Here is a 26,140-nt window from a genome sequence, read left to right on the forward strand (position 1 = left end):
CGGTGACCACTTCAGGTCTGCTCGACCCAGCCACCTGCCGAGTCTTTTCCGCTTCCGTGGCGTGCGACCGCCGGTCTTGCTGATGGGTTCGGCCTTGCCCGGCCGCAGAACAGTTACCAAGATATGTCCTTTGTGGATGTTACGGGGGCGCGAAACCCTGCGGTTCCGCGCCCCCGACGTCGATGTCAGTTCGCCAGCCGCTTGGCGTCATCGACAGCTTTGGCCCATGCCTCCTCAGAGTTGAGTTTGTCTTGCTCAACGGCGACAAGTGCGTTGGTGACCCGGTCGCCGATGGGGTTGTTGTCTGGGCCGAGATAGACTGGATTGAGCGCCTTCACACTCTCTCCGAAGATCTTGCCGACCGGTGCGTCGTTGAAGTAGTCGTTGGTGAACTCACGTACCGCGGAATCGTCGATGGCCTGAGGTGACGAGGGAAAGTTGTTCTTCGACTCGAAGGCCGCGATTTGACTGTCGGGACTGGTCAGGAACTTCACCAGTTCGGCGGCTTCGGCCTGATGCTCGCTCTGGGTCGGCACCGCGAGGAACGAGCCACCCCGTACCGCACCCTCGCCGGGAACGCGTGTGACGTCCCACTTGTCCGCGTTTTCTGGGCCGGACTGCTCCTCAATCGTCCCGAGCATCCATGACGGACAGGGGATCGTGGCGAACTTCCCGTTTTTGAAACCGGAGTTCCATTGCGGGCTCCATGGCTCGATGTTGCCGGAGAGTCCTGCCGATATCATCTCCGTGGTCATGTCCCAGGCGGTCTTGACACCGGGATTGCTGTCGATGACCAGGGTGTTATCCCTGTCGTAGTAGGTGTGATCACCCTGCTGCATCAGAATGTTCTGGTAGATGCCATTGGAAGAGTCGAAGAAGTGCGCGCCGGTTTCCGCCGCCATGAACTCCTTGCCCGTGTCGAGGTAATCCTCCCAAGTGGGCCAGAGTTGGCCGACCTCCTTGCGGTCAGTTGGCAGCCCTGCCTCGGCGAACAGGTCGGTGCGGTAGCACATGCCCTGGGCGCCGACGTCGGTCCCGAGTCCGACGAGCTTTGTCTCGTCCGGTGTCAGCGCCTGCTTCCACTTCCACTCGAGAAAGTTGGACTCCAGTTCGGCGGCTCCGTGGTCAAGCAGGTTCACGAAGTGATCGGGGTTGGCCATGAACTGGGTGAGGATGCCTTCTTCGAGCGCGACAACGTCGCCCGCGCCGCTTCCCGTCGCGATCCACTGCTGGAGCTTGGGTAGGTAGTCGCCGAGTTTCCCGATGTTCTCCTCTTTGATGGTGATGCCGGGATGGGTAGCCTCGTACTGCTCGTAGAGCTCCTCGTAGCCGAACTGGCTGAAGGTCTTGACGACGAGCGTGGTCGTTCCCGCATCGCCTGAGTCCGTGGATCCGCCGCAGGCAGTCGTCACCGCCAACACGCTGGCGAGCGCGGCGGAGACCCCTGCTCGCCTGAGTTGAGCAATCATGACAAGAACCTCCAGTTGATCCTAGGTTTCGGAAGCGCTAACAACGCTGTTCTGCCTCTCGGGTGGGTATCTGGACACCGTTCACCTGCTGCGACGCTGCGGCTAGTGCCGGTGCTTGTGGCTCTGTGTACACAAAATTTGGAAGCGTTTACAGCAGGATAGTTCGGATCTCTACCGCTGTGAAGAGGTGAGCGCAAGGAAATTCGGTGAGATGAGAGCCTTGACACAAGAAGTCCGGGCGGTAACTATGTCGGAACTAACGACGCTGCGGCGTGCCGGCCCCTGCTAGCCGAGAGGTTCCGGTATGTCCGCCCCACTCAGGTTGTCCGCAGCCTGTCTTTCCCTGGCAATTTTCGCGGGATTGGTCTCTCCCGCGCACGCCGACACCTACGAACGGGTGCTTAACGGCACTTTCGACTCAACGAAGAGCCCATGGTGGAGTAGCTCGAACACACCGTCCCGTGTGGAATCGGGTCGTCTCTGTGCCGACATCCCTGCTGGGACGGCCGATCCGTGGGACGCGATGATCGGGCAGAACTACATCCCGCTGGAGGCGGGGCAGCCGTACACGCTGCGGTTCACCGCCTCCGCCACGAGGGACGTCGCGATCCGTACCAGTCTGCAACTGGCCGAACCCCCGCACACCAGCACCATCGCCGAGCGAGTCGCGCTGACAGGCGAGACCCGCTCGTTCGAATTCACCGGCACATCCTCTGTCGACACCAGGCACGCCCAGCTTTCCTTCCAAACCGGTGGTGCCACTGAGCCGTATACCCTCTGCGTCGACGATGTGTCCCTTACCGGTGGCGTGATCCCGCCCGGCGGCGGTCGAGACTTTGGCTCCCCGGTGCGGGTCAATCAGCACGGATACGCCGCCTCCGGACCGAAACGGGCGTCCATTGTCAACTCGTCGGCCGAGCCAGTGCGGTGGAGTGTGCGCGACGAAGGTGGTGATGTGGTCGCGAAGGGCCATACCCGGGTACGCGGTGACGACGCGATGTCGGGAGATCACGTGCACATCGCCGACTTCTCCGAGCTCCGTGAGCGCGGGCGTGGCTATACGTTGTCGGTCGGGTCCGAGGTAAGCGCGCCCTTCGATATATTGGCGAACCCATATGATCGGCTTCGCCGGGACGCGCTGGCGTACTTCTACCACAACCGCAGTGGCGTACCGATCGAGGCGAAGTACGTGGGTGAGGACTATGCCCGGCCCGCGGGGCACGTGGGCGTCGCACCCAATACGGGCGATACCGAGGTTCCGTGTCTCCCCGGAAGCTGCGACTACGCCCTCGACGTGCGCGGCGGCTGGTACGACGCGGGTGACCACGGCAAGTACGTGGTCAACGGCGCGTTAGCCGCGTGGCAGCTAATGGACCTCTATGAACGGTCCATGAGGAACGGCGACTTCGAGGGAGTGCGGGACGGACTCCTGCGGATTCCGGAGCGACGCAACAGGGTCCCCGATGTCCTCGACGAGGCTCGCTGGGAGGTGGAGTTCCTGCTGCGAATGCAGGTTCCTGAGGGAAAGCCGCTGGCGGGCATGGCGCATCACAAGATCCACGACGCGGCGTGGACTCCGCACCCGATGTTGCCGCATCAGGATCCCCAGCCTCGCTACCTTCATCCGCCGTCTACCGCTGCCACGTTGAACTTGGCCGCCGCGGGCGCGCAGTGTGCGCGGATCTGGCGGTTCTGGGACCGGGCGTTCGCCAAGCGTTGCCGCACCGCGGCGGAAACCGCGTGGAAGGCAGCCATCAAGCATCCAGATCGCTATGCCCCCGAGAAGAGCGTTGGTGGCGGTCCCTACGACGACACCGATGTGAGTGACGAGTTCTCCTGGGCAGCCGCGGAGCTATACGCCACCACCGGTAAGTGGCGCTACCTGCGTTTCATCGACTCCGAGCTTACGAAGGACGGGTTCTTCTGGAAAGAAACCGGCGGTCTCGCTGACCTCACCATCGTCCGGCTGCCCCGCCGTTTCCCACGGTGGTATTACCACGCCGCGCGCGAGCGTGTCATCGCGGTCGCTGACGAGTACGTGCATGATCTGCGGTCCCAGGGCTATCCGAACCCTTCGATGCCGGAGGACGGCACCTACGCGTGGGGGTCCAACAGCGCTACCACGACCAGCATGGTGATCATGGCGACCGCGTACGACGTTAGTCACAAACGCGTCTACCGTGACGCCGTGCTGGAGTCGATGGACTACCTGCTCGGCCGTAACGCCATGAACCAGTCCTTCATCAGCGGCTACGGCGAGCGGTCAAGCCATAACCAACACCATCGGCACTGGGCCCACCAGATTGATCCGTCGCTTCCCTCACCGCCGCGGGGCGCGATGGCAGGAGGACCCAACTCGGGTCTGCAGGATCCGATGGCTCAGCAGAATCTACGCGGCTGTGCCCCGGCGACCTGTTACATCGACGACATCGGTTCATGGTCGACCAACGAGGTGGCCATCAACTGGAACTCGTCCCTCGCCTGGGTCGCGGCGTTCGTTGACTCGTTGTGAATCATCCAACGGGCCGACGGCTTAGGGCGGTCCTGACCTGAAGAAAGGTGAATCCACAATGGCGTGGTTAAGGCGTCGTGCGACGCTTCTGATTCTCCTGCTCGGTTTGTTGGCGGTGTCGGTCACTCCGGTGGTTGCCGCGAGCCCTATCGATCAGACGGACGGTTTCTACGTCAATCCCAACTCCTCGCCTGCTACTTGGGCCAGAAACAACTCTGGCGACGAGCGCGCCACGCGCATCCAATCGGAGATCGGTTCCCAGCCGATCGCGCGCTGGTTCGGCGACTCAAGCGACATCGGCGGCGCCGTTGCCGACTATGTTGGCAAGGCCAACAGCCATGACAAGCTTCCGGTTCTGGTGGCTTACAACCTGCCGGGCCGGGATGCTTGTGGCGGCCACTCAGGTGGCGGCGCGGGAAGCGTCGGCGCCTACCGGGAGTGGATCGCGAGCTTCGCGGCTGGAATCGGGAATCGCCCCGCCGTCGTCGTCTTAGAACCGGACGCGCTCGGTGACTTTTCCTGCATGGACGACACAGCCATCCAGGAACGTCTCGACATGCTCAGGTACGCCACCGAGAAGTTCGTCGAGAAATCGCCGAACACCTGGGTTTACCTCGACGGTGGCAACGCGGGGTGGGTGGCGCCCGAAACGATGGCGGACAGGCTGGACGCAGCGGGCGTGCGCGGCACCCGTGGCTTCGCGGTCAACGTTTCGAACTACTACACGACAGACTCGTCGGTGAACTACGCGAACTCAATCAACACAGCCTTGGGATACTCCGCCCAGTTCGTCGTGGACACCAGCCGCAACGGCAACGGATCAAACGGCGAGTGGTGCAATCCCGGAGGGCGCAAGCTAGGTGTCCCACCGCAGGTCGGCGGGGAAGCCGAAATGCTGCTGTGGGTTAAGACCCCTGGTAACTCGGACGGCGAGTGCGGCATAGCGCCGGACACACCCGCGGGGCAATTCGATCCTGATCTCGCCATCCGGCTGATCGATGGCACCTGATTCCGTGGGTGGGACGTGGCGTCGTCAAAACCCGGGGAATGCGCGTCGCGTTCCACCCAGGTCAGAGTGGTGTGGGCATAGTTGTATGAGGACCGGCCGTTGGTGACGCCTGCCCGGAGCCGCGAGGCGGGTGGCTGCCCGTCCGCGCCAATGTGCGGCCGGTGATAGTTCCAGACTCCAATCGCTGCTGTGCGGTCATCCTCGCTGGTGAAGTCCCGGTTGCTCTACTTTCTCCGACCGCTCAACAGCCACCTGGTCCGTTGGGCCTGCGGGAAATACAAACATCGGCTACGCAACCGAGAACGCCGCGAAATGGCATGGCTGACCGAGATCGCTCGACGATCTCCCCGCCTGTTCGCGCACTGGTGACTCGGCGCACGTCCTGATGTCGATCACAATCGGTCGTTGAGGCTTGCGAGAAGTGCGTTGAGGATGCGTTCTACCGCTGACTTGAGCAGATCGTCGAATTGGTAGTCGGCGAAGGACTTGCCCTGGCGGAAGGTATCGAGTCGTTCGGCGGCTTGGAGCGCGTCCCAGAGGTATTTGCGCGGGTCAGGCCGCATAGAGGGTTTCCTTGGTCTGTTCGACCTGCTCTCGGAAGTACGGGTTTCGCACACTGGATGCGGTGACCACGTCCACCGGACGGTTGAGGAGCGCCTCGAGGCCCTCTTTCAGGCCGAAGTAGGCGCCGAAGTGGTCGAACCCTGGGCGCGTGTCGAACTCGACGAGGACGTCGACGTCGCTGGATGACACGTCGAATGCGTCTCCGGTGGCCGATCCGAAGATATCCAGACGGCGCACGCCCAGCTCACGGCACAACGCCTCGATCTCCCGACGCTTGGACTCGATTGCGGCATGCATCGTGGCCACCTTCAGCCCAGATTGTGCCTCAATACCATCGCTGAGCGCAGCTGTGACCTGCGGACACATCGCTGCTCTGGTACTGGCTCGTGCAGCCCCGCGGCGTCAAACCTGGCCCAAAACCCCGAAAAACAAAACAGCCGAACCCCCACAAATGAGGGTTCGGCCGTCCGGGATGTCCTGAGACATCACAGTGCGCCCCCGGTAGGATTCGAACCTACGACACCCGCTTTAGGAGAGCGGTGCTCTATCCCCTGAGCTACGAGGGCTTGAGTCCCCAGCGTAGCGGGTCCGTCTGACGCCGTTGACGCGGGAGTCCGGAGCAGTCTTCGGCTCAGCCGTAATTCCTGGCCTTCAGCGACGTCTCTCTACATAGCCTCATCACACTAACGAGGGACGAGTCGGAGGAGTGCAATGATCAGGGTGATGTTCGCGGACGACGAGGAACTCGTTCGCGCGAGTCTGCGCACGATGCTGTCGGGCGCCGAGGGCATCGAGGTCGTGGCCGAGGCCGCGGACGGCGATGCGGCAGCCGAGGCCGCGCGGCTGCATCACCCGGACGTCGTGCTGCTCGACATCAAGATGGGTGCTGCCGATGACGGCCTTGAGGCGCTGCGCTCGATCATGGCGCTGCCGTATCCGCCGGCCGCGGCGATGCTGACGACGTTCGATATTGACGCTTACGTTTCCCGCGCGTTGAGCATGGGTGCGCAAGGGTTCTTGCTCAAGGACATCCGCCCCGTACCGCTGGTGCAGGCGGTGCGGGACCTGGCGCGCGGTGGGGCCGTTCTCGACCCAGGAGTGGCCGCGCGGATGGTCCGCGCCCATCGCGACGAGCAGCGCGCCGCCGAACCCGCGCGTGAGCTGCTGGATTCGCTGTCGGAACGTGAGCGCGAGGTCGTCACCTTGATCGCGCAGGGACTGTCGAACTCGGAGATCGGCGCGACCCTGTTCCTGTCAGAAGCCACCGTGAAGGGGTACGTGTCGTCCGTGCTCACCAAGATCGGTGCCGCGAATCGGGTGCAGGCCGCGCTGCTGGCCTACCGGGGTGGTTTACTCGAGCGCTGATGCTGGTCGCGCTGGAGTTCCTGGGCCTTGTCGCCTTCGCCGCGTCGGGCGCGCTCGCGGCGGTGCGGGCGCGGCTCGACGTCTTCGGCGTGATCGTCCTCGGCCTCACCACCGCGTTGGGCGGCGGCATCATCCGGGACGTCCTGCTGGGCGTTCACCCGCCAACCACGCTGCGCACCTGGCCCTACCTCACGGCGGGTGCGGTGGCCGCCATCCTGGTTTTCGCCTTTCATCCACAGGTGGCTCGGTTGCGACGTCCGATGCTGGTGGCCGACGCCATCGGCCTCGGGCTGTTCGCCACGTCGGGCACCGGTGTCGCGCTCGCCCTCGACGTCCCGGTCTACACCGCCTGCCTGATCGGCATGACCACCGGCATTGGCGGTGGGGCGATCCGGGACTTGCTGGTCGGCGAGATCCCGCTGGTGTTGCGGCGCGAGATCTACGCGCTGGCGGCACTGCTCGGCGCGGTGCTGGTCGGTGTTGGTCACCTTGCCGACCTGCCCGCGACGCCCGTGCTCGCCGTGGCATCCGGCGTCGTCGTCGCGGTGCGGCTCATCGCGCTGTGGCGGCAGTGGCACGCCCCTGTCGCACGCGAGACGTGACGGGCCCTCTCAGGCGTAGCTCAGCCGGGCGGGTAACACTGGGTATATGCGCATCCTGGTAGTGGACGACGACCGCGCGGTCAGAGAGTCATTGCGCCGCTCGCTCGAGTTCAACGGCTACACCGTCGACCTGGCCAGCGACGGCCAGCAGGCCCTCGCCGCCGTCGCCAGCGACCGGCCGGACGCGATGGTGCTCGACGTGATGATGCCCCGACTCGACGGCCTCGAAGTGGCGCGCAGGCTGCGTAGCTCCGGTGACGACCTGCCGATCCTGGTGCTGACCGCGCGGGACACCGTCTCCGACCGGGTGTCCGGCCTCGACGCGGGCGCCGACGACTACCTGCCCAAGCCGTTCGCCCTGGAGGAACTGCTCGCCAGGCTGCGCGCGCTGCTGCGCCGCTCCGCCGCGGAGAGCGGCGCGACCCAGGACGCCAAACCGCTCAGCTACGCCGACCTCACCCTCGATCCCGTCACCCGCGAGGTGCGTCGGGGTGACCGCGAGATCAGCCTGACCCGTACCGAATTCACGCTGCTCGAATTGCTGCTCACCTATCCGAAGCACGTGCTCACCCGCGGCAGGATCCTCGAAGAGGTCTGGGGTTATGACTTCCCGACGTCGGGCAACGCGCTTGAGGTCTATATCGGCTATCTGCGCCGCAAGACCGAGGCGGACGGCGAGCCGCGCTTGATTCACACCGTGCGCGGGGTCGGCTACGTGCTCAGGGACACGCCGTAAGTGACTGTCGGTTCAACTCACGTCAAGCGGCGGTTCTCGCTGCGCGCCCGCGTCACGCTGCTCGCGGCGGCGTGCGTCGCGGGTGCGGTCGCGCTTGTCTCGCTCGCCGCATACCTGACCATGCAGGACAACCTGTACGAGCAGGTCGACCAGCGGCTCGTGCAGCGCGCCCAGGATGCGGTGCGTACGCCGCCGGTGCGTGACCGGCTGGTGCAGATCCCCGGCGCATTCCTGACCAGCGCGGACCTCCATATCGGGGTGCTCAGCGCGCAGGGGGACCTCGCCCATCCGCGTGATGGGCAGCCGCCGCCGGTCGGACGACCAGAGCTGGACGTCGCCAGGGGAGACGCCAAGGCCTCGCTGCGCACCGACACCGCGACCGGGATGCGCGTGGTGGCGTTGCCGTCCGGACCGGGCCAGGCGATGGTGCTCGCCCAGTCACTCGCGCCGACCGAGGAGGCGCTGCGCAAGCTCGCCGTGGTGTTGTTCGTGGTCAGCGGCGCTGGTGTCGTGGTCGCCGCGCTCGCGGGGACGGCCGTCGCACGTGGTGGTCTGCGGCCGGTGCAGCAGCTGACGGCCGCGACCGAGCGGGTCGCGCGCACCGGTGACCTGCGCCCGATCCCGGTGTCGGGTGACGACGAACTCGCCCGGCTTACCTACAGCTTCAACACCATGCTGGCCACGGTCGCCGCCGCCCAGGAACAGCAACGTCAGCTCGTCGCGGACGCGGGCCACGAGCTGCGCACGCCGCTGACGTCGTTACGCACGAACCTCGAGTTGCTGCTTGCGGCTGAGAAAGCGGACGCCCCCACCTTGTCCGACAAGGACAGAGCGGACATCGAGTCCGACATCAAGGCGCAGCTCGACGAGGTCACTCAGCTGATCGGGGACCTCGTGCTGCTGGCACGGGCCGACCAGCCGCGTGCGGAGCTGGAACGGGTCGACCTGGTCGAGGTCGTCGAGCGGGCGCTGGACCGGGCGCGCAGGCGTGCCACCCACGTGGAGTTCGACGTCTCGCTGCAGCCATGGCAGCTCGTCGGAGACTCCAACGCGCTGGAGCGTGCGGTACTGAACCTGCTGGACAACGCGGTGAAGTTCTCGCCAGCAGGCGGCGTGGTGCGGGTTGTGTCGCGCCCGCTCGGCGACGGCACGGCGGTGGTCGAGGTGTCCGACCAGGGCCCTGGAATCGCCGACGAGGATCTGCCGAAGGTGTTCGACAGGTTCTACCGCTCATTGCAGGCCCGTACGCTGCCCGGATCGGGGCTCGGCCTCGCGATCGTGAAGCAGGCGGTGGAGCGCCACGGCGGCGCGGTGTACGCGGGCAGAGCGGCGGAAGGCGGGGCGTTGTTCACGATCCGACTGCCTGGTCAGATACCCGAGTCTGGTACGCAATCGAGCTAAGTCGGCCCCCGCCGCCGCTGCTAGTGCCACACTGAGGTTATGTGGCCTTGTTCACGGCCGAGGCCACAGCTTCGTTTCAGGTGACTCTCAGGACCATGCCGCATGGTGGAGACATGACAGACAACGACCAAGGCACGCCGAACCCGTGGTCAAGGGAGGGCAACTCCGAATCCGAAGGGGAGCAGCCCACGCGGTCGGCGCAGTTCGGGCAGGCGCCCCAGTCAGGACAGCCGGAGCAGGTCGACGCAGCGGACCAGACCGCGCGACCCGGCCAGCCTGACCCGGCCGCACCCGCTGGGGATTTCGGGCAGGGCACCGAGAGCTACCAGCCGACCGCTGAGTACCCCAAACCCGAGTACGGTGCCGGCTACCAGCCGATGTCCGAGTACCCGGCCGCGTATGGCGCGTACGGGACGTCGTCGGGCACGCCGTCGTACGGCACCGCACCGTACGGGATGCCGCCGTACGGTGCTGGGCCACAGAGCACGACGCCGTCGAGCATCTATCCGCAGCCGCCGCAGCGCTCTGGTCGTCGCTCTGGTTCCGGCAAAGCCGTGGTCGTCGCGGCCGTTGTCGCGCTGCTCGCGGGTGGTGCCGCCGGTGGTGTCGGTGGGTACCTCGCCGCGTCGGAGCAAAGCTCGGTGACGACGGCGACGGAGAACGCGCTCAACGAGCCGCGCCCCGCACGACAGACGGGTAACGCACCGGACGGCAGCATCGAGTCGGTCGCGCAGAAGGTGACGCCGAGCGTCGTGCAGATTGAGGTCGCGAGCGCGGACGGCGCTGGCGAAGGCTCCGGGTTCGTGCTCACCGACAACGGCTACATCCTGACGAACAACCACGTCGTCGAGTCGGCGGCGGACGGCAACGGCCAGATCCGCGTCGCGTTCGAGAACGGTCAGCGCGCTGAGGCGTCCGTCGTCGGCCGCGACCCGACGACGGACATCGCCGTCGTCAAGGCCGACGGCGTGTCCGGGTTGCAGCCGGTCGAGCTTGGCCGGTCCGATGACCTCAACGTGGGCCAGCAGGTCGTCGCCATCGGCTCGCCGTTCCAGCTGTCCGGCACCGTGACGTCGGGCATCGTGAGTGCGCTGCACCGGCCGGTGCGTGCCGGTGGTAGCAGCGGCGACCTCGCCTCGGTGATGGACGCGATCCAGACCGACGCCGCGATCAACCCTGGGAACTCGGGCGGTCCACTTGTCGACATGTCGGGCAGGGTCATCGGGATCAACTCGGCGATCTACAGTCCCGGCGGGATCAGCGGGTCGAGTGCGGGCAATGTCGGTATTGGTTTCGCGATCCCGATCGACCAGGCGCGCCGGACCGCTGACGAGATCATCAAGACCGGCAAGGCCACCCAGACCTACATCGGTGCGCTGGTCAGCGACGCGCGCGACCGGGGCGCGGCCATCCGCGAGGTCGAGTCGGATGGCCCCGCCGCCGAGGCCGGTTTGAAGAAGGGCGACGTCGTGATCAAGGTCGGTGACCGGTTCATCGAGGACGCCGACGAACTCGTCGCCGCGATCCGCACCAGGGCGCCCGGCGAGGAAGTCCCCTTCACCCTGCAGAACAACAAGACCATCACGGTGACCCTCGGGGCGAAGACCGTCGGCGGTTAGTGGCGTGAGCATGGCGCTGGCCCACCCCGGCGCCGTGTCCCCCGTTCCGGACGCCGTGTCCCCTGTTCCGGACGCTACCGGGCTCGGTGGCGTGGGTTGTAGACATGGTGGTCGTCATAGCGACCACTATGTCTCAAGATCGACTCGTGTGAGCGCCCAGCGGCGTCCGTGCGTGCGGGGTGGGCGCCGCGAGCACCTTGGTGAGCGTCCGGGCGAAGCGGCTGTCCGGCACTTCGGGTGCGATGCGACGAGCGTCGGCCATGGTGTCGACGTCGGACAAAACCGGCAGGTCGGCGACACGCAATCCTCGGGCTCGCAACGCATGTCGCGTACGGTCACCGGTCTCCGATGTGGACATCGGCACATCGGTGAGGACGCTGGCGTGCGCCGGGTCGCGCAGGCCGAGTGCCCACCAGCCGCCGTCGGTCGCGGCGCCCAGGACGGCGTCGACGTCGGGAGCAGGGGATACGGCGTCGGGAATGGGGGACACGGCGTTGGGAGCGGGGGACACGGCCGCCACCGGGGCCATCGCCGCCGCGAGCACGCGCGCGGTTACCTGGGGAGTGTCCATACCGATCTGTAGCACCGGTGCGCCGGGCTGGAGCACCGCGGCGTCAGCGTGCGCGTGTGCCAGCCGCTCACCCAGTCCATCGCCGCGTTGCGGGATGACGTCCACCCGTCGGAGTGCGTGCTGTACCTCGGAGGCCATCACCCCGTGGGCGACGTCCCCCGTGAGCGCGACGACGACCGGTGCTCCGGTCCCCAGCGCGGCGTCCAGCGTATCCAGGAGGCTCGCCGCCGCGAGTTGTGCCGCCTGCTCCGGAGTCGCTGGTGGGCACAGCCGCGTCTTGGCGAACCCTGGGATCGGCGCCTTGGCCATGACCAGCAAGAACGGCGTGGACACCTGGACTGACGGACCGTTGAACGGCCGCGGAGTATTCGCTGGCGAGCGCCCGCCTATTCGTGATCGCGCGCTCACTGCCGCAACACCCGCGCCATGTCGCGTACCGCACGTGTGGTGCCGAGCACTGATCCGGACACTTTGGACTTCGTGCCCCTCGCGCGTTCGCGGTAGCTGACGTCGTGCTCGACAACGCGCCAGCCCGCGCGCTGCGCCTTGACCAGCAGTTCGAGCGGGTATCCGAATGCCCGGTCGGTCACGTCGAGCGCGAGCAGCGGCGCCCGGTTCACCGCCCGCGCCGGGGCGATGTCGTGGACGTCGAGCCCGCGCCCGCGCAACAGCCGCGCCAGCAACAGGTTCCCTGCCCGCGCGTGCCACGGCCACACGCCGCGCGCCACCGGCACCCGCCTGCCGACCGCTAAATCCGCCGTGCCCGCCAGCACCGGTGCGGCAAGGGTCGGCAGCTCCGCGGGATCAAGTGACCCGTCGGCGTCCAGGAAGCACACGACGTCGCTCGTAGCCGCTTCGAGTCCGGTGTGGACCGCAGCGCCGTAGCCCACGCGCGGCTCGTGCACCACCGTCGCGCCGAGTCGCGCCGCGATCTCCGGGGAGCCGTCCGTGGAGCCGTTGTCGACGACGAGCGCGTGGTATCCCTCCGGCAGCGCGGTGATCACGCCAGGCAACGCGCGCGCTTCGTCGCGGCACGGCAGCACGACGTCGATCTTGTCCACGCTTACGAAGCTAGCCATCCCCACCCGTAGCGGGTAACCCCTGCGCGGGTTACCAAATCCTGACGTCCACCCGGTTCGGTTACCACCGCGCACCTTGCCGGGCTACCGTTCGGACAATGGCACAGGCTCCCGCGACGCCGGATGTCGATTCCGGCGCTGACGCGCACCCCTCCGAGCGCCGGGGCGCGCGTTGCGACCTGCTCGCCGCCGTGCTCGCGGTCGGGCTGATCGCCATCGCCACCGCCGTGGGCGCGTACCTCAACCGGGCAAGACCGGACGTCGTCCTGTGGGCGCCAGCCGCACCGCTATACGGGCGGTGGGAGCCCCGCTTCGGCCTCGCCGTGTTGTTCGCCGCGCTCCTCGCGGTGGCCGTGATCGCCTGGGGACCTGGCTTGGCCGAACGACTCCGCTGGCGCCCCGCGCTGGCGCTGACCTACGTCGGCGCGGTCGGCTGGACGTTGTCTTTAGCGTTGATCGATGGCTGGCAGCGGGGCCTCGCCGAGCGACTCGACAATCGCTGGGAGTACCTGGACGAGGTCCCTGGAGTCACCGACATCTCGGCGATGCTCACCGGCTTCACCGACCGCATCCTGTTGGGTGAACCCGACACGTGGGCTACGCACGTCGCCGGTCATCCGCCCGGCGCGCTGCTCGTGTTCGTGTGGCTGGACCGGGTCGGCCTCTCTGGCGGGGGCATCGCCGCGCTGGCGTGTGTGCTGGTCGGGGGCCTGGCGGCAGTCGCCGTCCCGGTCGCGTTGCACACGCTCGGCGCGCCGGACGCCGCCAGGCGGATGCTGCCGTTCGCTGCGCTGTTCCCCGGTGCGATCTGGATCGGTGCGTCCGCTGACGGCCTCTTCGCCGGGTACATGGCGTGCGCGGTCGCGGTGCTCGCGTTCGCGGCGACGTCGAAAGGCCCTAGCCGCCACGTCCTCGCGCTGCTCGCCGGAGTCATGCTCGGCTTCGGCGTCTTCCTGTCCTACGGCTTCGTGCTGTTCGGCCCGCTCGCGCTCGCCGTGGTCGCCTACCGCCGTGCCTGGGAGGTCTTACCGGTTGCCGTCGTCGGCGCGCTAGCGGTCGTCGCGGTATTCGCGCTGGCCGGTTTCTGGTGGCTGGACGGCTACACTACCGTCGTCGAGCGCTACTACCAGAACCTCGGCGCGAAGCGGCCGTTCGAGTACTGGGTGTGGGCGAACCTCGCCGCGCTGGCGATCATGATCGGGTTCGCCGTGGTCGCCGGCATCCGACGTGCCGTCGCTGATCTGCTGCGACGCCGTTGGAGCGCGGTGGTGCTCGTGGTCGGCGCCGCGCTGGTCGCGATCATCGCCGCCGACGTCTCCGGGCTGTCGAAGGCGGAGACCGAACGCATCTGGCTGCCGTTCGCGGTGTGGTTGCTGCCCGCCGCGGCGCTCTTGCCGCGACGCTTGCACCCGGCTTGGCTCACGGCGCAGGCGTCGGTCGCGGTGGCGGTCAGCCTGCTGGTGGCGACGCCATGGTGAAAGGTGACGCGTATGGGTGAACAACACGGCACGGTGCTGGTCGTGGACGACGACGAGACGGTGCGCGACGTCGTCCGTCGCTACCTGGAGCGCGCGGGCTTCGACGTCGTCCTCGCGGGTGACGGCGACGAGGCCCTGCGGCAGTTCGTCGCGCGGCCACCAGCCCTCGTCGTCCTGGACGTCATGATGCCCGGCAAGAGCGGCCTCGACGTCTGCCGCGAGCTGCGCAGAACCAGCGACGTGCCGATCGTGATGCTGACCGCGCTCGGCGAGGAGGAGAACCGAATCGCGGGGTTGCAACTCGGCGCGGACGACTACGTCACCAAGCCGTTCAGCCCGCGAGAGTTGGCGCTGCGGGTGGCGTCGGTGCTGCGCAGGGCACGGTGGACGGCGCCGGAACCAGCGCAGCGTGAGCTGTCCGACGGCGACCTGCGACTCGACCTGGCCGCCCGCAAAGCTACCCTCGCGGGCGCCGATCTGGCGCTGACCACGCGGGAGTTCGATCTGCTCGCGTTCTTCCTCACTCACGCGGGGACGGCGTTCTCCCGCACCGACCTGCTGGCGAAGGTGTGGGGGTGGGACTTCGGTGACCAGTCGACGGTCACCGTCCACGTGCGGCGGCTGCGGGAGAAGATCGAACCGGATCCGGCCGCGCCGAGGCGGGTGGCGACGGTATGGGGCGTCGGCTACCGCTATGACCCGATCGAGCGGTCATGACGCTCGCGGCGGAGACGGTCGCCGAGCAACTCGGCCACATCTGGGACATCCTGCCGTACGCGGTGGGGTTCACCCTCCCGGTGGCGCTGCTGGGCGCGTGGCTGCTGCACCGCATGCGCAGCCGGTCGATCGCGGCGGCGATGACGGTGCTCGCGCTGCTGCCTGTGGTGGCGACGCTGGTCGGGATGCTCGGCGTCAGCGGGTTCATGTTCACTCCGACGCTGGCGATCTGGCTGCTCGTCGGGCTGCTGGTGGCGGCGGTGACGATCCCAGCGGCCGTGTTGTCCGGACGGTATCTCGCGCGCCGCAGCGTGTGGGAGCGCGAGGCGCGCGACCGGGAACGCGCGGCCGAGGCGGCGCGCCGCGAACTGGTCGCGTGGATCAGCCACGACCTGCGCAGCCCGTTGGCCGGGATCCGCGCGATGGCGGAGGCACTCGCCGACGGCGTCGTGTCGCAGCCCGGCGAGGTTGCCGACTACGCGCAGCGCATCAGCGGCGAGGCAACCCGGTTGTCCGGCATGGTCGACGACCTCTTCGAACTCTCGCGGATCACCGCGGGCGGGCTGCGGCTGACGATGTCGGCGATCCCGCTCGCGGACGTCGTCGGCGACGTGCTGGAGTCGCAGACCGCCGTCGCGCAGCGCAAGCGAGTGCGGGTGGAGGCGAAGGAGTCGGCGGGTCCCGTGGTGCTCGGCAGCGACCCCGAGTTGACGCGCGTGGTGCGCAACCTGGTGTCCAACGCGATTCGGCACACGCCGCCGGACGGCACGGTCGCGGTGTCGATCGGCGTGGATGGCGACTCCGCGTTGCTCTACGTCGATGATGCCTGTGGCGGCATCCCGACGGACGAGCTGGAGCGGGTGTTCGACGTCGCGTTCCGGGGCAGTACCGCCCGCACACCGGAGCGGTCCGGCGACGCCGGGGGCGGGCTCGGGCTGGCGATCGCCAAGGGGTTGGTCGAGGCACACCACGGACGGATCGGAGTGCGTAATCACGGCCCTGGGTGCCGGTTCGAGGTGCGGTTGCCGTTGGCGACGTCCTGAGGAGAGCGCGAGGTCGTTCGCACCGGAGTCCGCAGCTCCGCCGTGGCGAACTCCGTGATGCCCTCAGCGAAGCCGGTCGTCGCGGCGAACCCCAGGACATCGCGGGCGCGGGCAGGGCTGGCGACGATGTGTCGGACATCGGCGGGGCGCGCACCACCGACGATCTCCGGTGCCGGTCCACCGCATGCCCTCGCCAGTTCCTCGGCCAACTCGCCCACAGTGTGCGGGCTGCCGGAGCACACGTTCAGCGGCACAAGCTCGCCGGGCGGCGCGTCGTCGCGCAGCGCGAGCACGTTCGCTCGGGCCACGTCGCGGACGTGCACGAAGTCCCTGCGCTGGCGACCGTCCTCGAACACCCGCGGCGCCTCGCCCCTGCGCAACGCCGAGCGGAACAGCGATGCCACACCCGCGTATGGCGTGTCCTGCGGCATCCGGGGGCCGTAGACGTTGTGGTAGCGCAGCGCGTGCACCGCGCCGCCGGTTTGCCGCGCCCACGCCGCGGCCAGATGCTCCGTCGCCAGCTTGGTGGCCGCGTAGGTGCTGCGCGGTAGTAGCGGTGCCGACTCGTCCACCAAGCATGGGGTGAGGACGTCGTCGCAGGCGGGACAGCGTGGGTCGAACACTCCGGCGTCGATGTCTGCCTCACTGCGCGGTGCGGGCTGGGTGGGCCCGTGCGTCCGGCAGGAGTACGCGCCTTCGCCGTAGACGACCATCGACGAGGCCAACACCAGCCGCGAGACGCCGTTACGGTGCATCGCGGCGAGCAGCACCGCCGTGCCGTAGTCGTTGTGCCAGGCATAGGTCGGTGCGTCGGCCGGGTCGAGGCCGTGCCCGACTATCGCTGCCTGGTGGCTTACCGCGTCGACGTCGTCGAGCAGGTTATGCAGTAGTTCGGCGTCGGTCACGTCGCCGCGCACGAACCGGTGCTTGGACACGTACTCGGGTGGATCACCGCCATCGTGAGCGGTGGGCACGAGGGCGTCGAGTAGTACCGGCTCATGCCCGTGGTCGGCCAGCGAGTCAGCCACGTGGGAGCCGATGAACCCGGCACCGCCTGTCACGAGTACACGCACGGTTTCCGACGTTAGTGCCGGGACGCCGCGTGCGCGTCCCGTACGGCGGTATGTCAGGAAATCGTCATTTATTGCCGGTCGGTGACGGCGCGCTTACCTGACACGCGTCGGTCATGCCGTGGCTGGCTGTGGCGCACGCCTCGGGACGGCGATGTGTCCGATGTGGCGGGACCGACTACCGTTGTCGTCATGGAACGCAGCGCGCAACGGCTCGGCAGGGCTCTCGTCGTGATCGTCGACGACAGGGTCGCCAACGGGGAGCACGAGGACACCGCGGGACCGCTGGTCACCGAACTGCTGGAAGAAGCAGGGTTCATCGTGGACGGCACCGTGACGGTACACGCGGACACGGTCGCGATCCGTAATGCCCTGAACACCGCCGTCATCGGCGGTGCGGACGTCGTGATCACCGTAGGTGGGACGGGTGTGTCCCCACGCGACGTCACCCCTGATGCCACGCAGGGCGTGCTGGACCAGCACATCCCGGGGATCGCGGAGGCGCTGCGGTCGTCGGGGCTCGCCGCGGGCGCGGTCGACGCCGGGGTCTCGCGCGGGCTAGTCGGTGTCTCCGGCAGCACTCTGGTGGTCAACCTCGCCGGGTCGCGCAGCGCGGTGCGCGACGGCATGGCAACGCTGTCCTCGCTGGTGCCACACGTGATCGGGGAACTGTCGGGCGGGTTGGCCGCCGAGTCGTGAGCTGAGGCTAAGGCCTCGCCCACTTGGCACGATGACGCCGGGCGCCCCGGAGTGACGCCCGGCGTGTGGCAGTGGGTGCTGGCTACTTGGGGCCAGGCGTACCGTCCCCGGGCTTGGTGTCGCCAGGCTGGCTTTCGCCCGAGGTGGCGTCCCGGTGCAGGACACTCTCCATCTTGTCGGCCGCTGAGCTGATCTTGTCCTCGAACCGGCCGCCGGTGACCCTGTTCGCGGCGCCGGCCGCGGTTTCGACCCCGCGCGAGGCTGCCTCGCCGGCTTTCTCGGCGAGTGGGCCGATGCGCTCGGTCAACGGGCCGACTCGTTCGGCGAGATCGCCCGCGACTTCGGTTGCCTTTTCCGTCGCCCTGGACGCCATCTCTTTCGCCTTGTCGAGTTTCATTTCTCTGGCCACCTTGTCGATTTCGTGGTTGGGCTTCCTTATCGTCGCACCGGTCCCAGCCATCCGCGAGTTAGCGACAGCCCCGACCAGGCGATGTGCGGCAGTCTCTCGTGCGAGAATGGACATGTGCCGAGTGCCAAGGACCCCAAGCCGTCACGGCAGGGCTCACCGGATCCGGACGTGCCCGCGTCGCGACAGGGGTCAGCGCGCCCTGGGAACACCGCACGCCTCGATGAGGTGTTCGGTCAGATACTTCCTGAAACCACCTCCGACGAGCGCGATCCGTCATGGCACGAGGCGAGCGGTGCGTGCGACGACTGGTACCTGGAGAACCGGCCGCCGCACCACTGAGTCGTGGACTCAGGGCGAAGGTTGAGCACCTCAGGACGTTCCCGTGCGCTCGCGAAGCAGGTCGCGGATCTCGGTGAGCAACTCCGCTTCGGTCGGCGCCACCGGTTCCTCGCCAGTCTGCTTCGCGCGCTCGCGACGCTCCTGCATGTGCTTGACCGGTACCACGATGAGGAAGTACACCACCGCGGCGATGACGGCGAAGTTGATCGCGGCGTTGATGACATTGCCGATGTCGATGAATGTCGCCGGGTTGTTCTCCAACACCCGAAAGCCGAGCCCCTGGGCGGCGTCCGAGCCGCCGATGGCGTTGATCAACGGCTGGATGATGCTCTCGGTGAAGGCGGTGACGATCGCGACGAACGCGGTGCCGATGACGACCGCGACCGCGAGGTCTACGACGTTGCCGCGTAACAGGAACTCCTTGAAGCCCTTGAGCACGATTTCCTCCTCGGTACGGGATTGACGCCGTATCGCGGCATCCGGGGTTGAGCCAGAGACGCACTCCGACTGTCCGGAGTGGAACGAACGCTACCGCAGCGTAATCGTGACCGGCTGACGCAGCGACGCAGCGGCGACCTGTGTGGCGGTTTCAGCTGGCAGTTCGATCAGCACCAACGGAGCTGCCGTGGCCGAGGTGCCGTGTGACGTGTCAGGCGCCGTCACGGTCACGACGGGTGCGTCGGTGGCGAGAACGTGGCCCTCGTCGCTGGTGTCGTCAGCGGTGATGACATCGACGCGTGTACCAGGGCGTAACAGGCCGGTGATCGCGGCGTCGGACAACCGGACGGGCACGGTCGCGGTGTCGGCCGGTTCCCCGCTGGCCTCCGGGACAGTGCCTTCGTCGGACTTCGCGTCGTCGACGTCGCGGTCAGCGGCCGCCGTGTCGACATCGCCCCCGACCAACGACGTCGTCCCGTCATCGACGATGCGTGCGTCGGTGAGTGGTTCGCCCGTGCGGGCGGACCCGGCAAGCATCGCGCCGATCGCGGCGTCCGTGGTGGTCAGCGCGCCGGTTGGGACGGCGGATGGTGGCAACCGCGTGACGGTGAGATCGGCGGCCCGCAGCGTGGTGCCGGTCGCGACGTCGCGTGCCGTAACGACGACAGGGGAGGCGTGCGCCGCGTCACGCCCATCAGGGGCGAACGCGAGCAGGGCGCCGGTGGCCAAGAGCGCGGTCGCGACCACTTTCCTCGCCGTCGCGTAATGCCGCGACAGCGTGATGGGCCTGCGGCGAAGCCAGTCTCGGGGGTGGCGGAGCGCGGAAAGCCAACGTGTGCCGATCATGTCGACGACGTTAGGAGTCCCGAACGTCGGCGTGGTAGCCCAGCTATTCGGCTGTGGACAACCGGGTACCGGTGGATAACTCGGTGAGAGTCAGGACGCCTTCGCCGTCGACGAGCCCGCGCTCGCCGTACTTGAGCTGCTGGACGAACTCGACGAGCTGCCGGAGTCCGAGGACTTCGACGAGCTGCTGGACGAGCTCGACGAGTCGCTGGAGCTCGACGTGCTCCCCGAATCGGATGAGCCATTGGTTCCGCCACTGGAACCATTCGCCTTGCCGTTGGTGGAGCGGGAGTCGGTGCGGTAGAACCCGCTGCCCTTGAAGATCACGCCGACCGACCCGAACAGCTTGCGCAGCGGACCGGTGCACTCAGGGCAGTCGGTCAAGCTGTCGTCGGTGAACGACTGGACGGCCTCGAACTCGTGGTCGCATTCCTTGCAGGCGTACTGGTAAGTGGGCACCTCAAGCTCCCTCGTCAGCTAGCACTCAACCTATGAGAGTGCTAGCTCCATAATGCGTGATGCCATCCGCCGAGCGCAATCCGGGGTTCGTCACACCGCATATGGCGAGTTCCGGGGCGTTCGGATGACGAACGACGGGCGAACGTCGTCAGGCCGGCAGCGACACCAGCCCGCGTTCCGGCAACAGGGCGCCGCTCAGCCGCACGTCGTGCGGTTCCGCGGGTAGTTCTGGCACCAGTTCGGCGTCTCGGACCACCGCGATCATCCGGGTGGACGGCGCGGCGTGCGGCAATGAGCGGTCGTAGTACCCGGCGCCCCTGCCGAGCCGTACACCGCGATAGTCGATCGCCAACGCTGGCACGAACACGAGGGATGCCCAACCGAGCGCTTCAGGGCCGACCCGCTCGCCAGCTGGTTCGAGTAGCCCGGGCAGGGCACCGGTGCGCAATGTGTCCTGGCCTTCATAACGCGCCCAGTCCAGCGGCCCTGGGACGTCGGGCACCACCGGCAAGAGCACCTCGGAGCCGGAATCACGCAGCGCGTCCACCATGGCGAGCGAGCCGGGTTCGGTACCGAACGGGACATAGCAGCACACCGTGGCGGGATTCCCCGCGCCGTCGGGGGCGACTTTCGCCAGATCCGCCACCGCCCGCACCATTCCGCGTGCCAGTGCCGCCGCGGCGGCCGCCGCGTCCTCGGCCGAGACGGCGTCACGCTCGGCGAGCAAACGCGCACGCCATGCCGCCTTCGTCGTCGTGTCGGGATGGCGTCCCTCAGGCTTGTCAGATTCCGTCACGTGGTCAGGCTACGAGGTCACGGGGCCGCCACCGCGAACCCACCGGCATGGGATGCGCGGCTGCTGCCACGCTGAGGGCGGCTGAACGGTTAGGCTGCCCACCATGACGGGCCCAACCGCGAACGAGAAGACGATCCGTACCGCCATCGTGCCAGCCGCGGGACTCGGCACGAGATTCCTGCCCGCTACGAAAGCGGTCCCCAAGGAACTGCTGCCTGTCGTTGACACGCCCGGTATCGAACTCGTCGCGGCCGAGGCAGCTGGTGCGGGGGCGGAGCGGCTGGTGATCGTGACGTCGCCTGGCAAGCAGTCCGTCGCCGACTACTTCGAGACCGCGCCCGCGCTGGAGGACACGCTCGCTCGCAAGGGCAAGGACGCGCTCCTGGAGAAGGTGCGCAGGGCGCCAGGCCTGCTCGACGTCGAGGTCGCCATTCAGCAGGAGGCGCTCGGTCTCGGCCACGCCGTCGCCTGCGCCCTGCCGAATCTCGATGATGACGACGATGCCGTCGCCGTCCTGCTGCCGGACGACCTCATCCTGCCGACCGGCGTGCTCGAGCGGATGGCCAAGGTGCGCGCGGAGTACGGCGGCAGCGTGTTGTGCGCGTTCGACGTGCCGGATGGGGATGTCTCCGCCTACGGTGTGTTCGACGTCTCCGATACCTCGGACGCCGACGTGAAGCAGGTGCACGGGATGGTCGAGAAGCCGGCACCGGAGGAGGCCCCGTCCACCTTCGCCGCCGCGGGGCGATACCTGCTCGATCGGGCGATTTTCGACGCGCTCGGACGCATCACCCCCGGTGCCGGTGGTGAGCTGCAACTGACCGACGCGGTGGGTCTCCTCATCGAGGAGGGGCATCCGGTTCATGTTGTGGTGCACCGTGGGGGCAGGCACGATCTCGGCAACCCTGGTGGTTTCCTGCGCGCCGCGATCGACTTCGCGCTGGAACACCCGGAGTACGGTCCTTCCCTACGTACCTGGCTGGCTGAACGAATCGGAAGCTAAGCGATGACAACACCCGACCAGCAGGAACGCGGTTCCGAGGTCAGCGACGTTCCGCAGCGGGCGCATGGCCTCGGGACCTCGCCCGAGCCCGAACCCGACGTGGAGTTCCGCTCCGTCGACGACCAGTTGGCGATGGTGCTCGATGCCGCGGTGCGGCCGAGGCCGGTCCGGGTGGCTATTTCGGAAGCACAAGGGCTGCTGTGCGCGGAGGAGGTCGTCGCCGAGCACGCGCTGCCCGGCTTCGACCAGGCCGCCATCGACGGCTACGCGGTGCGCAGCGTCGACGTCAGGGACGCCGATGGGGAGAACCCGGTCGAGTTGCCGGTTGTCGGTGAGATCCAGGCCGGGTCACGGCAGCCCCGTCGGCTGCAGCCCGGCCAGGCGGTGCGAGTGGCGACCGGCGCGCCGCTACCGACGCTGGCCGACGCCGTCGTGCCGACCGAGTACACCAACGACCACCCCGCCGTGGTGTCGGTGTCGCGGTCGGTGCCGTCCGCGGCGTACGTGCGCCGGACGGGCGAGGACGTCCAGATCGGGGACGTCGCCGTCCGGAAGGGCGACATCATCGGCGCGGCGCAGGTCGGGCTGCTCGCGGCGGTTGGCAGGTCGAAGGTCCTTGTCTACCCCCGGCCGAGGGTGTCGATCATCTCGATCGGCGACGAGCTGGTCGACGTCGACCGCACGCCGGGTATCGGACAGGTCTACGACGTCAACTCCTACGCGCTCGCGGCTGCCGCGAAAGACGCGGGCGCCGAGGTCAACCGGGTCGGCATCGCGCCGAGTGGCGGACATCGGCTGAAGGAGGTCGTCGAAGGCAGGCTGTTGATGTCGGAGGTCGTTGTCGTCGCGGGTGGCACCAGCGGCAGCGCGGGTGACGACGTCGTGTCCACGCTGCGTGACCTCGGCCAGATCGACGTCACCCGGGTGGCGATGCATCCTGGCTCGTTGCAGGGCTTTGGCAAGCTCGGTCCGGACGCCGTGCCGACGTTCCTGGTTCCGGGCAATCCCATGAGCGCGCTCGTGGCGTTCGAGGTGTTCATCCGGCCGCTGATCCGTTCGGCGCGCGGCACTCGCAACCCGCATCGCAGGGTGATCAGCGCCCGGCTGCTGTCGCCGATCACATCGACGCGTGGGCGCAAGGGCTACTTGCGCGGGCAGCTGCTGCGGGACGAGAGCAACGGCGAGTACCTGGTGCAACCGCTCGGCACGTCCGGCACGCACCTACTCGCGTCGCTCGCCGAGGCGAACTGCCTGATCACGGTCGGGGAGATGCAGACCGAGATCACCGTGGGGGAGCAGGTGCGGGTCGCGTTCCTGGCGCAACGCGGCTAGCGAAACGGTGATCATGGCGCGACCCCTCTACCCGGAAACTGGATCGGGTGCCGCCGAGCGCAAGAGCCCTGGCTGGCCGGCACGGCTCGGGCCACTGCGAGTTCCCGCTGGGGACGTCCGGCTACGTCCGGTGCGCTACCGCGACGGCGGCGCGTGGCGACGGCTGCGGTTACGTGACCGCGAGTACCTGCGGCGGTGGGAGCCGAACGCTCCTGGAACCTGGGAGGAACGCCATGGGGTGACGGCCTGGCCGACGCAGTGGGCCGGGCTGCGCACGCTCGGCAGGCGAGGGGTGTGTCTGCCGTTCGCGCTGACCATCGACGGTGAGTTCGCTGGTCAGCTCACGATTGGCAATGTCATCAGAGCGGCGTTGCGGTCGGCGTGGGTGGGTTACTGGGTCGACTCGGCGCATGCGTCGGGCGGTGTGGCGACGGCGGCGGTCGCGTTGGCCGTCGACCACGCCTTCGGGGACGCGGGCCTGCACCGGCTCGAGGCGACGGTGCGGCCGGACAACGTCGCCAGCGTGCGGGTGCTGACCAAGCTCGGCTTTCGCAAGGAGGGGCTGTTCGAACGCTACCTCGACGTCGACGGCGCGTGGCGGGACCATCTCTGCTTCGCCATCACAGCGGAAGAGACCGGTAGCGGGCTCGTGGCGCGACTCGTCGACGCGGGCAAGGCGGAGTACGTCTAACCAGCGCACGGCGTTCTTTCCGCTATGCCCGGCTTGGGTGACCGTACTCACCCATCCTGGTGATGCCATTCCGTGATCTTGCGGCGTGGCTCCGCCCGATCCGTGTCCGCTGTGGCTAGCGTGGCGTCACGGGAAGCAGTTGTGCAGTCGGGGAGCCAGGAAAGATGCCAAGCTCGTTGATCATCGTCGCGCTTGCCGCGGCATGGCTCATCGTGCTCGTGCCGATGGTCGCGCGGAAGCGGCAGGAGGTCGGGCAGACGGCGGACGATGCCTTGGCATCACGGATCGTGCGGCGGGGGAGCGCGCGCGGCGATAAGCGGGAGGAGCACCTGATGTCCGGATCCGCAGCACACGACGACCGCGCCGATGAGGTTCAGCGGGACGATCCTGTCACGTCCGGCGATGTCGAGGACGTCGGGGTCGCCCATGTCAACGCTGTGACCGAGCGTGACGGCGGCGAGGACGTCGACGCCGTTCAGGACGTCGAATACGTCGAGGACGTCGAGGACGTCGGTGATGAGCGCGACCGCTACGAGGACTACGAGGCCTACGAGGACCGCGATCACGCGTACGACGTCCGTGACAGGGACTACGACGAGGAGCGGCGGGTGGAGCCGCCTCCCGCCCGCCGAGTGGGCTACCGGCCGGGCCGGGGTGGGTTCGACCCGGAGGCCGCCGAGATCGCGGCACGGGCGAAGTACGCCTTCCGGCAGCGGGTGGTGGTCGCGCTGCTGGTGACCGTGGTGATCAGCGCGGTCGTCGCGGGCGTCGTCCTGCCGATGGTGTGGTGGATCACCGGTGCGGCTGGCGCCGCCCTCGCGACGTACCTGGTGTACTTGCGCAGGCAGGTGCGGATCGAGACGGAGATCAGGCAGCGCAGGCTCGCCCGGCTGAACGCGGCGCGCGCGGGGTGGCGCGAGGACGACGACCACGACTACGACCCTCGCTATGACGAGCGGTACGAGCGCGCCGAGCCAAACTACGCGGGCTACGAGCAAGCGGAGTACGAGGACTACGACGCGGGCTACCGCGCGCGGCCGTCGATGAGCGAGCGCACGATCCCCGGTGTGGAGCGCAAGCCACGTCCGCACTCGCGCATGCGGCACCGCAACACGGTCGTCGTCGACATCGACGACGAGGACCCGGCGTTCGAGCAGCTCGAACAGCCCGGTTCGCCGGTGTACCGGCGGGCGGTCGGCGAGTAGCGCGGTGCTGCGGCGGGCTCGCGGCGTCATTGCCGCGAGAGGGGACCCCGCCGCGCGAAGCCGATCATCGGTCCTGTTATGCTCGTTCCGCCGCAAGGGGCTGTAGCGCAGTTGGTAGCGCGCCTCGTTCGCATCGAGGAGGTCAGGGGTTCGATTCCCCTCAGCTCCACCTTGGAGGTCTTATTAGAACATGGGCCTGATTGAAGGTTCTGGAGTAGGACCGCCACGCTCGACATGGAGGAAAGGCCACTCGCTTGGCGGGTGGCCTTTTCGCTTTTCCGGGGCTTGGGGATGGCGGGTGCGGACTCGTGGTCGTATCGGGCGGGATCTCGTGTGTGCTGCAGGGCGTGGAGCTGCGCGAAGGGCTCGTGGAGGTCGCTGTCGGTGACGTGTTGATCATCGATGTAGAGGCGGTGGAAGATCGCCTGGTTGAGCATGCGGCGCTGCTGGTCGTTGCAGCGCCGGTAGAGTTCCTGGGGATTCTCCAGCAGCTTGAGGCTGGCCTCGATGAGTTGGGCGCTGTCGGTGAGATCGGCGGAGGCGGTGTCGAGCTGTTGGTTGAGCTGGCGTCGCCTGCGTTCGATGTCGCGGAGTTTGGTTTTGACCTTCGCTTGCGGGAGGGTGCCGTCTGCTGCTAAGTCGATCAAGTTCTCCTCCTTGGTATCGATGTCGCGGAGCTGGGCGGTGA

At 67.7% G+C, this 26,140-nt stretch carries 28 protein-coding genes and 2 tRNA genes; 18 read left to right on the forward strand and 12 right to left on the reverse strand.

The window, feature by feature from the left end; all coding sequences use genetic code 11:
* Window positions 1-185 precede the first annotated feature (185 nt).
* Entirely contained in the window at window positions 186-1,469 is a 1,284-nt protein-coding gene (locus tag ACFQGD_RS07205; protein ID WP_345390191.1) for an ABC transporter substrate-binding protein, read from the reverse strand.
* 304 nt (window positions 1,470-1,773) lie between these two features.
* Here ACFQGD_RS07205 and ACFQGD_RS07210 point away from each other — a divergent pair, with 304 nt between their 5' ends.
* Window positions 1,774-3,981, forward strand: a complete 2,208-nt coding sequence (locus ACFQGD_RS07210) for a glycoside hydrolase family 9 protein (protein ID WP_345390194.1) — start codon at window positions 1,774-1,776, stop codon at window positions 3,979-3,981.
* Window positions 3,982-4,039: 58 nt separating this feature from the next.
* Window positions 4,040-4,990: a glycoside hydrolase family 6 protein gene (locus ACFQGD_RS07215; protein WP_345390197.1), complete on the forward strand. Its 951-nt coding sequence runs from the start codon at window positions 4,040-4,042 to the stop codon at window positions 4,988-4,990.
* A gap of 392 nt (window positions 4,991-5,382) precedes the next feature.
* On the opposite strand, the gene ACFQGD_RS07220 is transcribed toward ACFQGD_RS07215, so the two are convergent.
* The 3 genes from ACFQGD_RS07220 to ACFQGD_RS07230 form a co-directional block, all read right to left on the reverse strand.
* Window positions 5,383-5,553, reverse strand: a complete 171-nt coding sequence (locus ACFQGD_RS07220; protein ID WP_345390200.1) for a hypothetical protein — start codon at window positions 5,551-5,553, stop codon at window positions 5,383-5,385.
* Complete coding sequence (locus ACFQGD_RS07225) at window positions 5,543-5,920, reverse strand: nucleotidyltransferase family protein (RefSeq protein WP_390183379.1); 378 nt, start codon at window positions 5,918-5,920, stop codon at window positions 5,543-5,545. Before ACFQGD_RS07225 ends, ACFQGD_RS07220 begins: the two co-directional genes overlap by 11 nt.
* Window positions 5,921-6,047: 127 nt before the next feature.
* Window positions 6,048-6,120 (reverse strand) — tRNA-Arg (locus ACFQGD_RS07230).
* Between the two features lie 145 nt (window positions 6,121-6,265).
* Between ACFQGD_RS07230 and ACFQGD_RS07235 the strand changes: the two genes are divergently transcribed.
* The 5 genes from ACFQGD_RS07235 (at window position 6,266) to ACFQGD_RS07255 (ending at window position 11,277) form a co-directional block, all read left to right on the forward strand.
* Window positions 6,266-6,919, forward strand: coding sequence for a response regulator transcription factor (locus ACFQGD_RS07235; RefSeq protein WP_345390206.1), 654 nt, complete (start codon window positions 6,266-6,268; stop codon window positions 6,917-6,919).
* On the forward strand, window positions 6,916-7,521 hold the full coding sequence (locus ACFQGD_RS07240; protein WP_345390332.1) for a trimeric intracellular cation channel family protein: 606 nt from the start codon (window positions 6,916-6,918) through the stop codon (window positions 7,519-7,521). The genes ACFQGD_RS07235 and ACFQGD_RS07240 overlap by 4 nt, the downstream gene beginning before the upstream one ends.
* A gap of 46 nt (window positions 7,522-7,567) precedes the next feature.
* Window positions 7,568-8,257, forward strand: coding sequence for a response regulator transcription factor (locus ACFQGD_RS07245; RefSeq protein WP_345390209.1), 690 nt, complete (start codon window positions 7,568-7,570; stop codon window positions 8,255-8,257).
* On the forward strand, window positions 8,258-9,658 hold the full coding sequence (locus ACFQGD_RS07250; protein WP_345390212.1) for a sensor histidine kinase: 1,401 nt from the start codon (window positions 8,258-8,260) through the stop codon (window positions 9,656-9,658).
* Window positions 9,659-9,771: 113 nt separating this feature from the next.
* Window positions 9,772-11,277, forward strand: a complete 1,506-nt coding sequence (locus ACFQGD_RS07255) for a S1C family serine protease (RefSeq protein ID WP_345390215.1) — start codon at window positions 9,772-9,774, stop codon at window positions 11,275-11,277.
* A 133-nt stretch (window positions 11,278-11,410) separates the two neighbouring features.
* Here ACFQGD_RS07255 and ACFQGD_RS07260 read toward each other — a convergent pair whose 3' ends face one another.
* Entirely contained in the window at window positions 11,411-12,157 is a 747-nt protein-coding gene (locus tag ACFQGD_RS07260; RefSeq protein WP_390183392.1) for a TIGR04282 family arsenosugar biosynthesis glycosyltransferase, read from the reverse strand.
* Between the two features lie 95 nt (window positions 12,158-12,252).
* On the reverse strand, window positions 12,253-12,900 hold the full coding sequence (locus tag ACFQGD_RS07265) for a glycosyltransferase family 2 protein (RefSeq protein WP_345390335.1): 648 nt from the start codon (window positions 12,898-12,900) through the stop codon (window positions 12,253-12,255).
* Window positions 12,901-13,025: 125 nt separating this feature from the next.
* Between ACFQGD_RS07265 and ACFQGD_RS07270 the strand changes: the two genes are divergently transcribed.
* From ACFQGD_RS07270 to ACFQGD_RS07280, 3 genes are read left to right on the forward strand one after another with little or no spacing between them, the layout of a single operon-like run.
* Window positions 13,026-14,405 (forward strand): hypothetical protein, encoded by a 1,380-nt coding sequence (locus ACFQGD_RS07270; RefSeq protein WP_345390221.1) that lies wholly within the window; start codon window positions 13,026-13,028, stop codon window positions 14,403-14,405.
* A 12-nt stretch (window positions 14,406-14,417) separates the two neighbouring features.
* A complete protein-coding gene (locus ACFQGD_RS07275; protein WP_345390224.1) occupies window positions 14,418-15,122 on the forward strand; it encodes a response regulator transcription factor in 705 nt (234 codons plus the stop codon).
* Window positions 15,119-16,165: a sensor histidine kinase gene (locus ACFQGD_RS07280; RefSeq protein ID WP_345390227.1), complete on the forward strand. Its 1,047-nt coding sequence runs from the start codon at window positions 15,119-15,121 to the stop codon at window positions 16,163-16,165. Before ACFQGD_RS07275 ends, ACFQGD_RS07280 begins: the two co-directional genes overlap by 4 nt.
* On the opposite strand, the gene ACFQGD_RS07285 is transcribed toward ACFQGD_RS07280, so the two are convergent.
* Window positions 16,114-17,238 (reverse strand): NAD-dependent epimerase/dehydratase family protein, encoded by a 1,125-nt coding sequence (locus ACFQGD_RS07285; RefSeq protein ID WP_345390230.1) that lies wholly within the window; start codon window positions 17,236-17,238, stop codon window positions 16,114-16,116. The genes ACFQGD_RS07280 and ACFQGD_RS07285 overlap by 52 nt on opposite strands.
* A 189-nt stretch (window positions 17,239-17,427) precedes the next feature.
* Here ACFQGD_RS07285 and ACFQGD_RS07290 point away from each other — a divergent pair, with 189 nt between their 5' ends.
* Complete coding sequence (locus ACFQGD_RS07290) at window positions 17,428-17,934, forward strand: MogA/MoaB family molybdenum cofactor biosynthesis protein (protein WP_345390233.1); 507 nt, start codon at window positions 17,428-17,430, stop codon at window positions 17,932-17,934.
* 82 nt (window positions 17,935-18,016) lie between these two features.
* Here the strand turns inward: ACFQGD_RS07290 and ACFQGD_RS07295 are convergent, their stop codons facing one another.
* Complete coding sequence (locus tag ACFQGD_RS07295; RefSeq protein WP_345390236.1) at window positions 18,017-18,331, reverse strand: antitoxin; 315 nt, start codon at window positions 18,329-18,331, stop codon at window positions 18,017-18,019.
* A gap of 93 nt (window positions 18,332-18,424) precedes the next feature.
* On the opposite strand from ACFQGD_RS07295, the gene ACFQGD_RS07300 reads away from it, so the two are divergent.
* Window positions 18,425-18,682 (forward strand): hypothetical protein, encoded by a 258-nt coding sequence (locus ACFQGD_RS07300; protein WP_390183380.1) that lies wholly within the window; start codon window positions 18,425-18,427, stop codon window positions 18,680-18,682.
* 30 nt (window positions 18,683-18,712) lie between these two features.
* On the opposite strand, the gene mscL is transcribed toward ACFQGD_RS07300, so the two are convergent.
* The 4 genes from mscL to ACFQGD_RS07320 all read right to left on the reverse strand — a co-directional run bounded on the left by mscL (window position 18,713) and on the right by ACFQGD_RS07320 (window position 21,221).
* Window positions 18,713-19,120: a large-conductance mechanosensitive channel protein MscL gene (gene mscL / locus ACFQGD_RS07305; protein ID WP_345390239.1), complete on the reverse strand. Its 408-nt coding sequence runs from the start codon at window positions 19,118-19,120 to the stop codon at window positions 18,713-18,715.
* A 90-nt stretch (window positions 19,121-19,210) separates the two neighbouring features.
* On the reverse strand, window positions 19,211-19,966 hold the full coding sequence (locus ACFQGD_RS07310; RefSeq protein WP_345390242.1) for an SAF domain-containing protein: 756 nt from the start codon (window positions 19,964-19,966) through the stop codon (window positions 19,211-19,213).
* A gap of 90 nt (window positions 19,967-20,056) precedes the next feature.
* A complete protein-coding gene (locus tag ACFQGD_RS07315) occupies window positions 20,057-20,425 on the reverse strand; it encodes an FmdB family zinc ribbon protein (protein ID WP_345390245.1) in 369 nt (122 codons plus the stop codon).
* Window positions 20,426-20,573: 148 nt separating this feature from the next.
* Window positions 20,574-21,221 carry a 5-formyltetrahydrofolate cyclo-ligase gene (locus ACFQGD_RS07320; RefSeq protein WP_345390248.1) on the reverse strand — a complete coding sequence of 216 codons (648 nt, stop codon included), beginning with the start codon at window positions 21,219-21,221 and terminating at the stop codon, window positions 20,574-20,576.
* Window positions 21,222-21,324: 103 nt separating this feature from the next.
* On the opposite strand from ACFQGD_RS07320, the gene ACFQGD_RS07325 reads away from it, so the two are divergent.
* From ACFQGD_RS07325 to ACFQGD_RS07350, 6 genes are all read left to right on the forward strand, one after another.
* A complete protein-coding gene (locus ACFQGD_RS07325; protein ID WP_345390251.1) occupies window positions 21,325-22,224 on the forward strand; it encodes a UTP--glucose-1-phosphate uridylyltransferase in 900 nt (299 codons plus the stop codon).
* A gap of 3 nt (window positions 22,225-22,227) precedes the next feature.
* Complete coding sequence (glp, locus tag ACFQGD_RS07330; protein ID WP_345390254.1) at window positions 22,228-23,556, forward strand: molybdotransferase-like divisome protein Glp; 1,329 nt, start codon at window positions 22,228-22,230, stop codon at window positions 23,554-23,556.
* 13 nt (window positions 23,557-23,569) lie between these two features.
* Entirely contained in the window at window positions 23,570-24,247 is a 678-nt protein-coding gene (locus ACFQGD_RS07335; protein ID WP_345390257.1) for a GNAT family N-acetyltransferase, read from the forward strand.
* Window positions 24,248-24,411: 164 nt separating this feature from the next.
* On the forward strand, window positions 24,412-25,452 hold the full coding sequence (gene sepX, locus ACFQGD_RS07340; protein ID WP_345390260.1) for a divisome protein SepX/GlpR: 1,041 nt from the start codon (window positions 24,412-24,414) through the stop codon (window positions 25,450-25,452).
* A 96-nt stretch (window positions 25,453-25,548) separates the two neighbouring features.
* A tRNA-Ala gene (locus ACFQGD_RS07345) sits at window positions 25,549-25,621 on the forward strand.
* A 166-nt stretch (window positions 25,622-25,787) separates the two neighbouring features.
* Window positions 25,788-26,090 carry a hypothetical protein gene (locus ACFQGD_RS07350; protein ID WP_345390263.1) on the forward strand — a complete coding sequence of 101 codons (303 nt, stop codon included), beginning with the start codon at window positions 25,788-25,790 and terminating at the stop codon, window positions 26,088-26,090.
* Window positions 26,091-26,140 lie beyond the last annotated feature (50 nt).

The sequence above is a fragment of the Haloechinothrix salitolerans genome (genome assembly GCF_042662605.1).
In the GTDB taxonomy this organism is placed as follows: Bacteria; Actinomycetota; Actinomycetes; order Mycobacteriales; family Pseudonocardiaceae; genus Haloechinothrix_A; species Haloechinothrix_A salitolerans.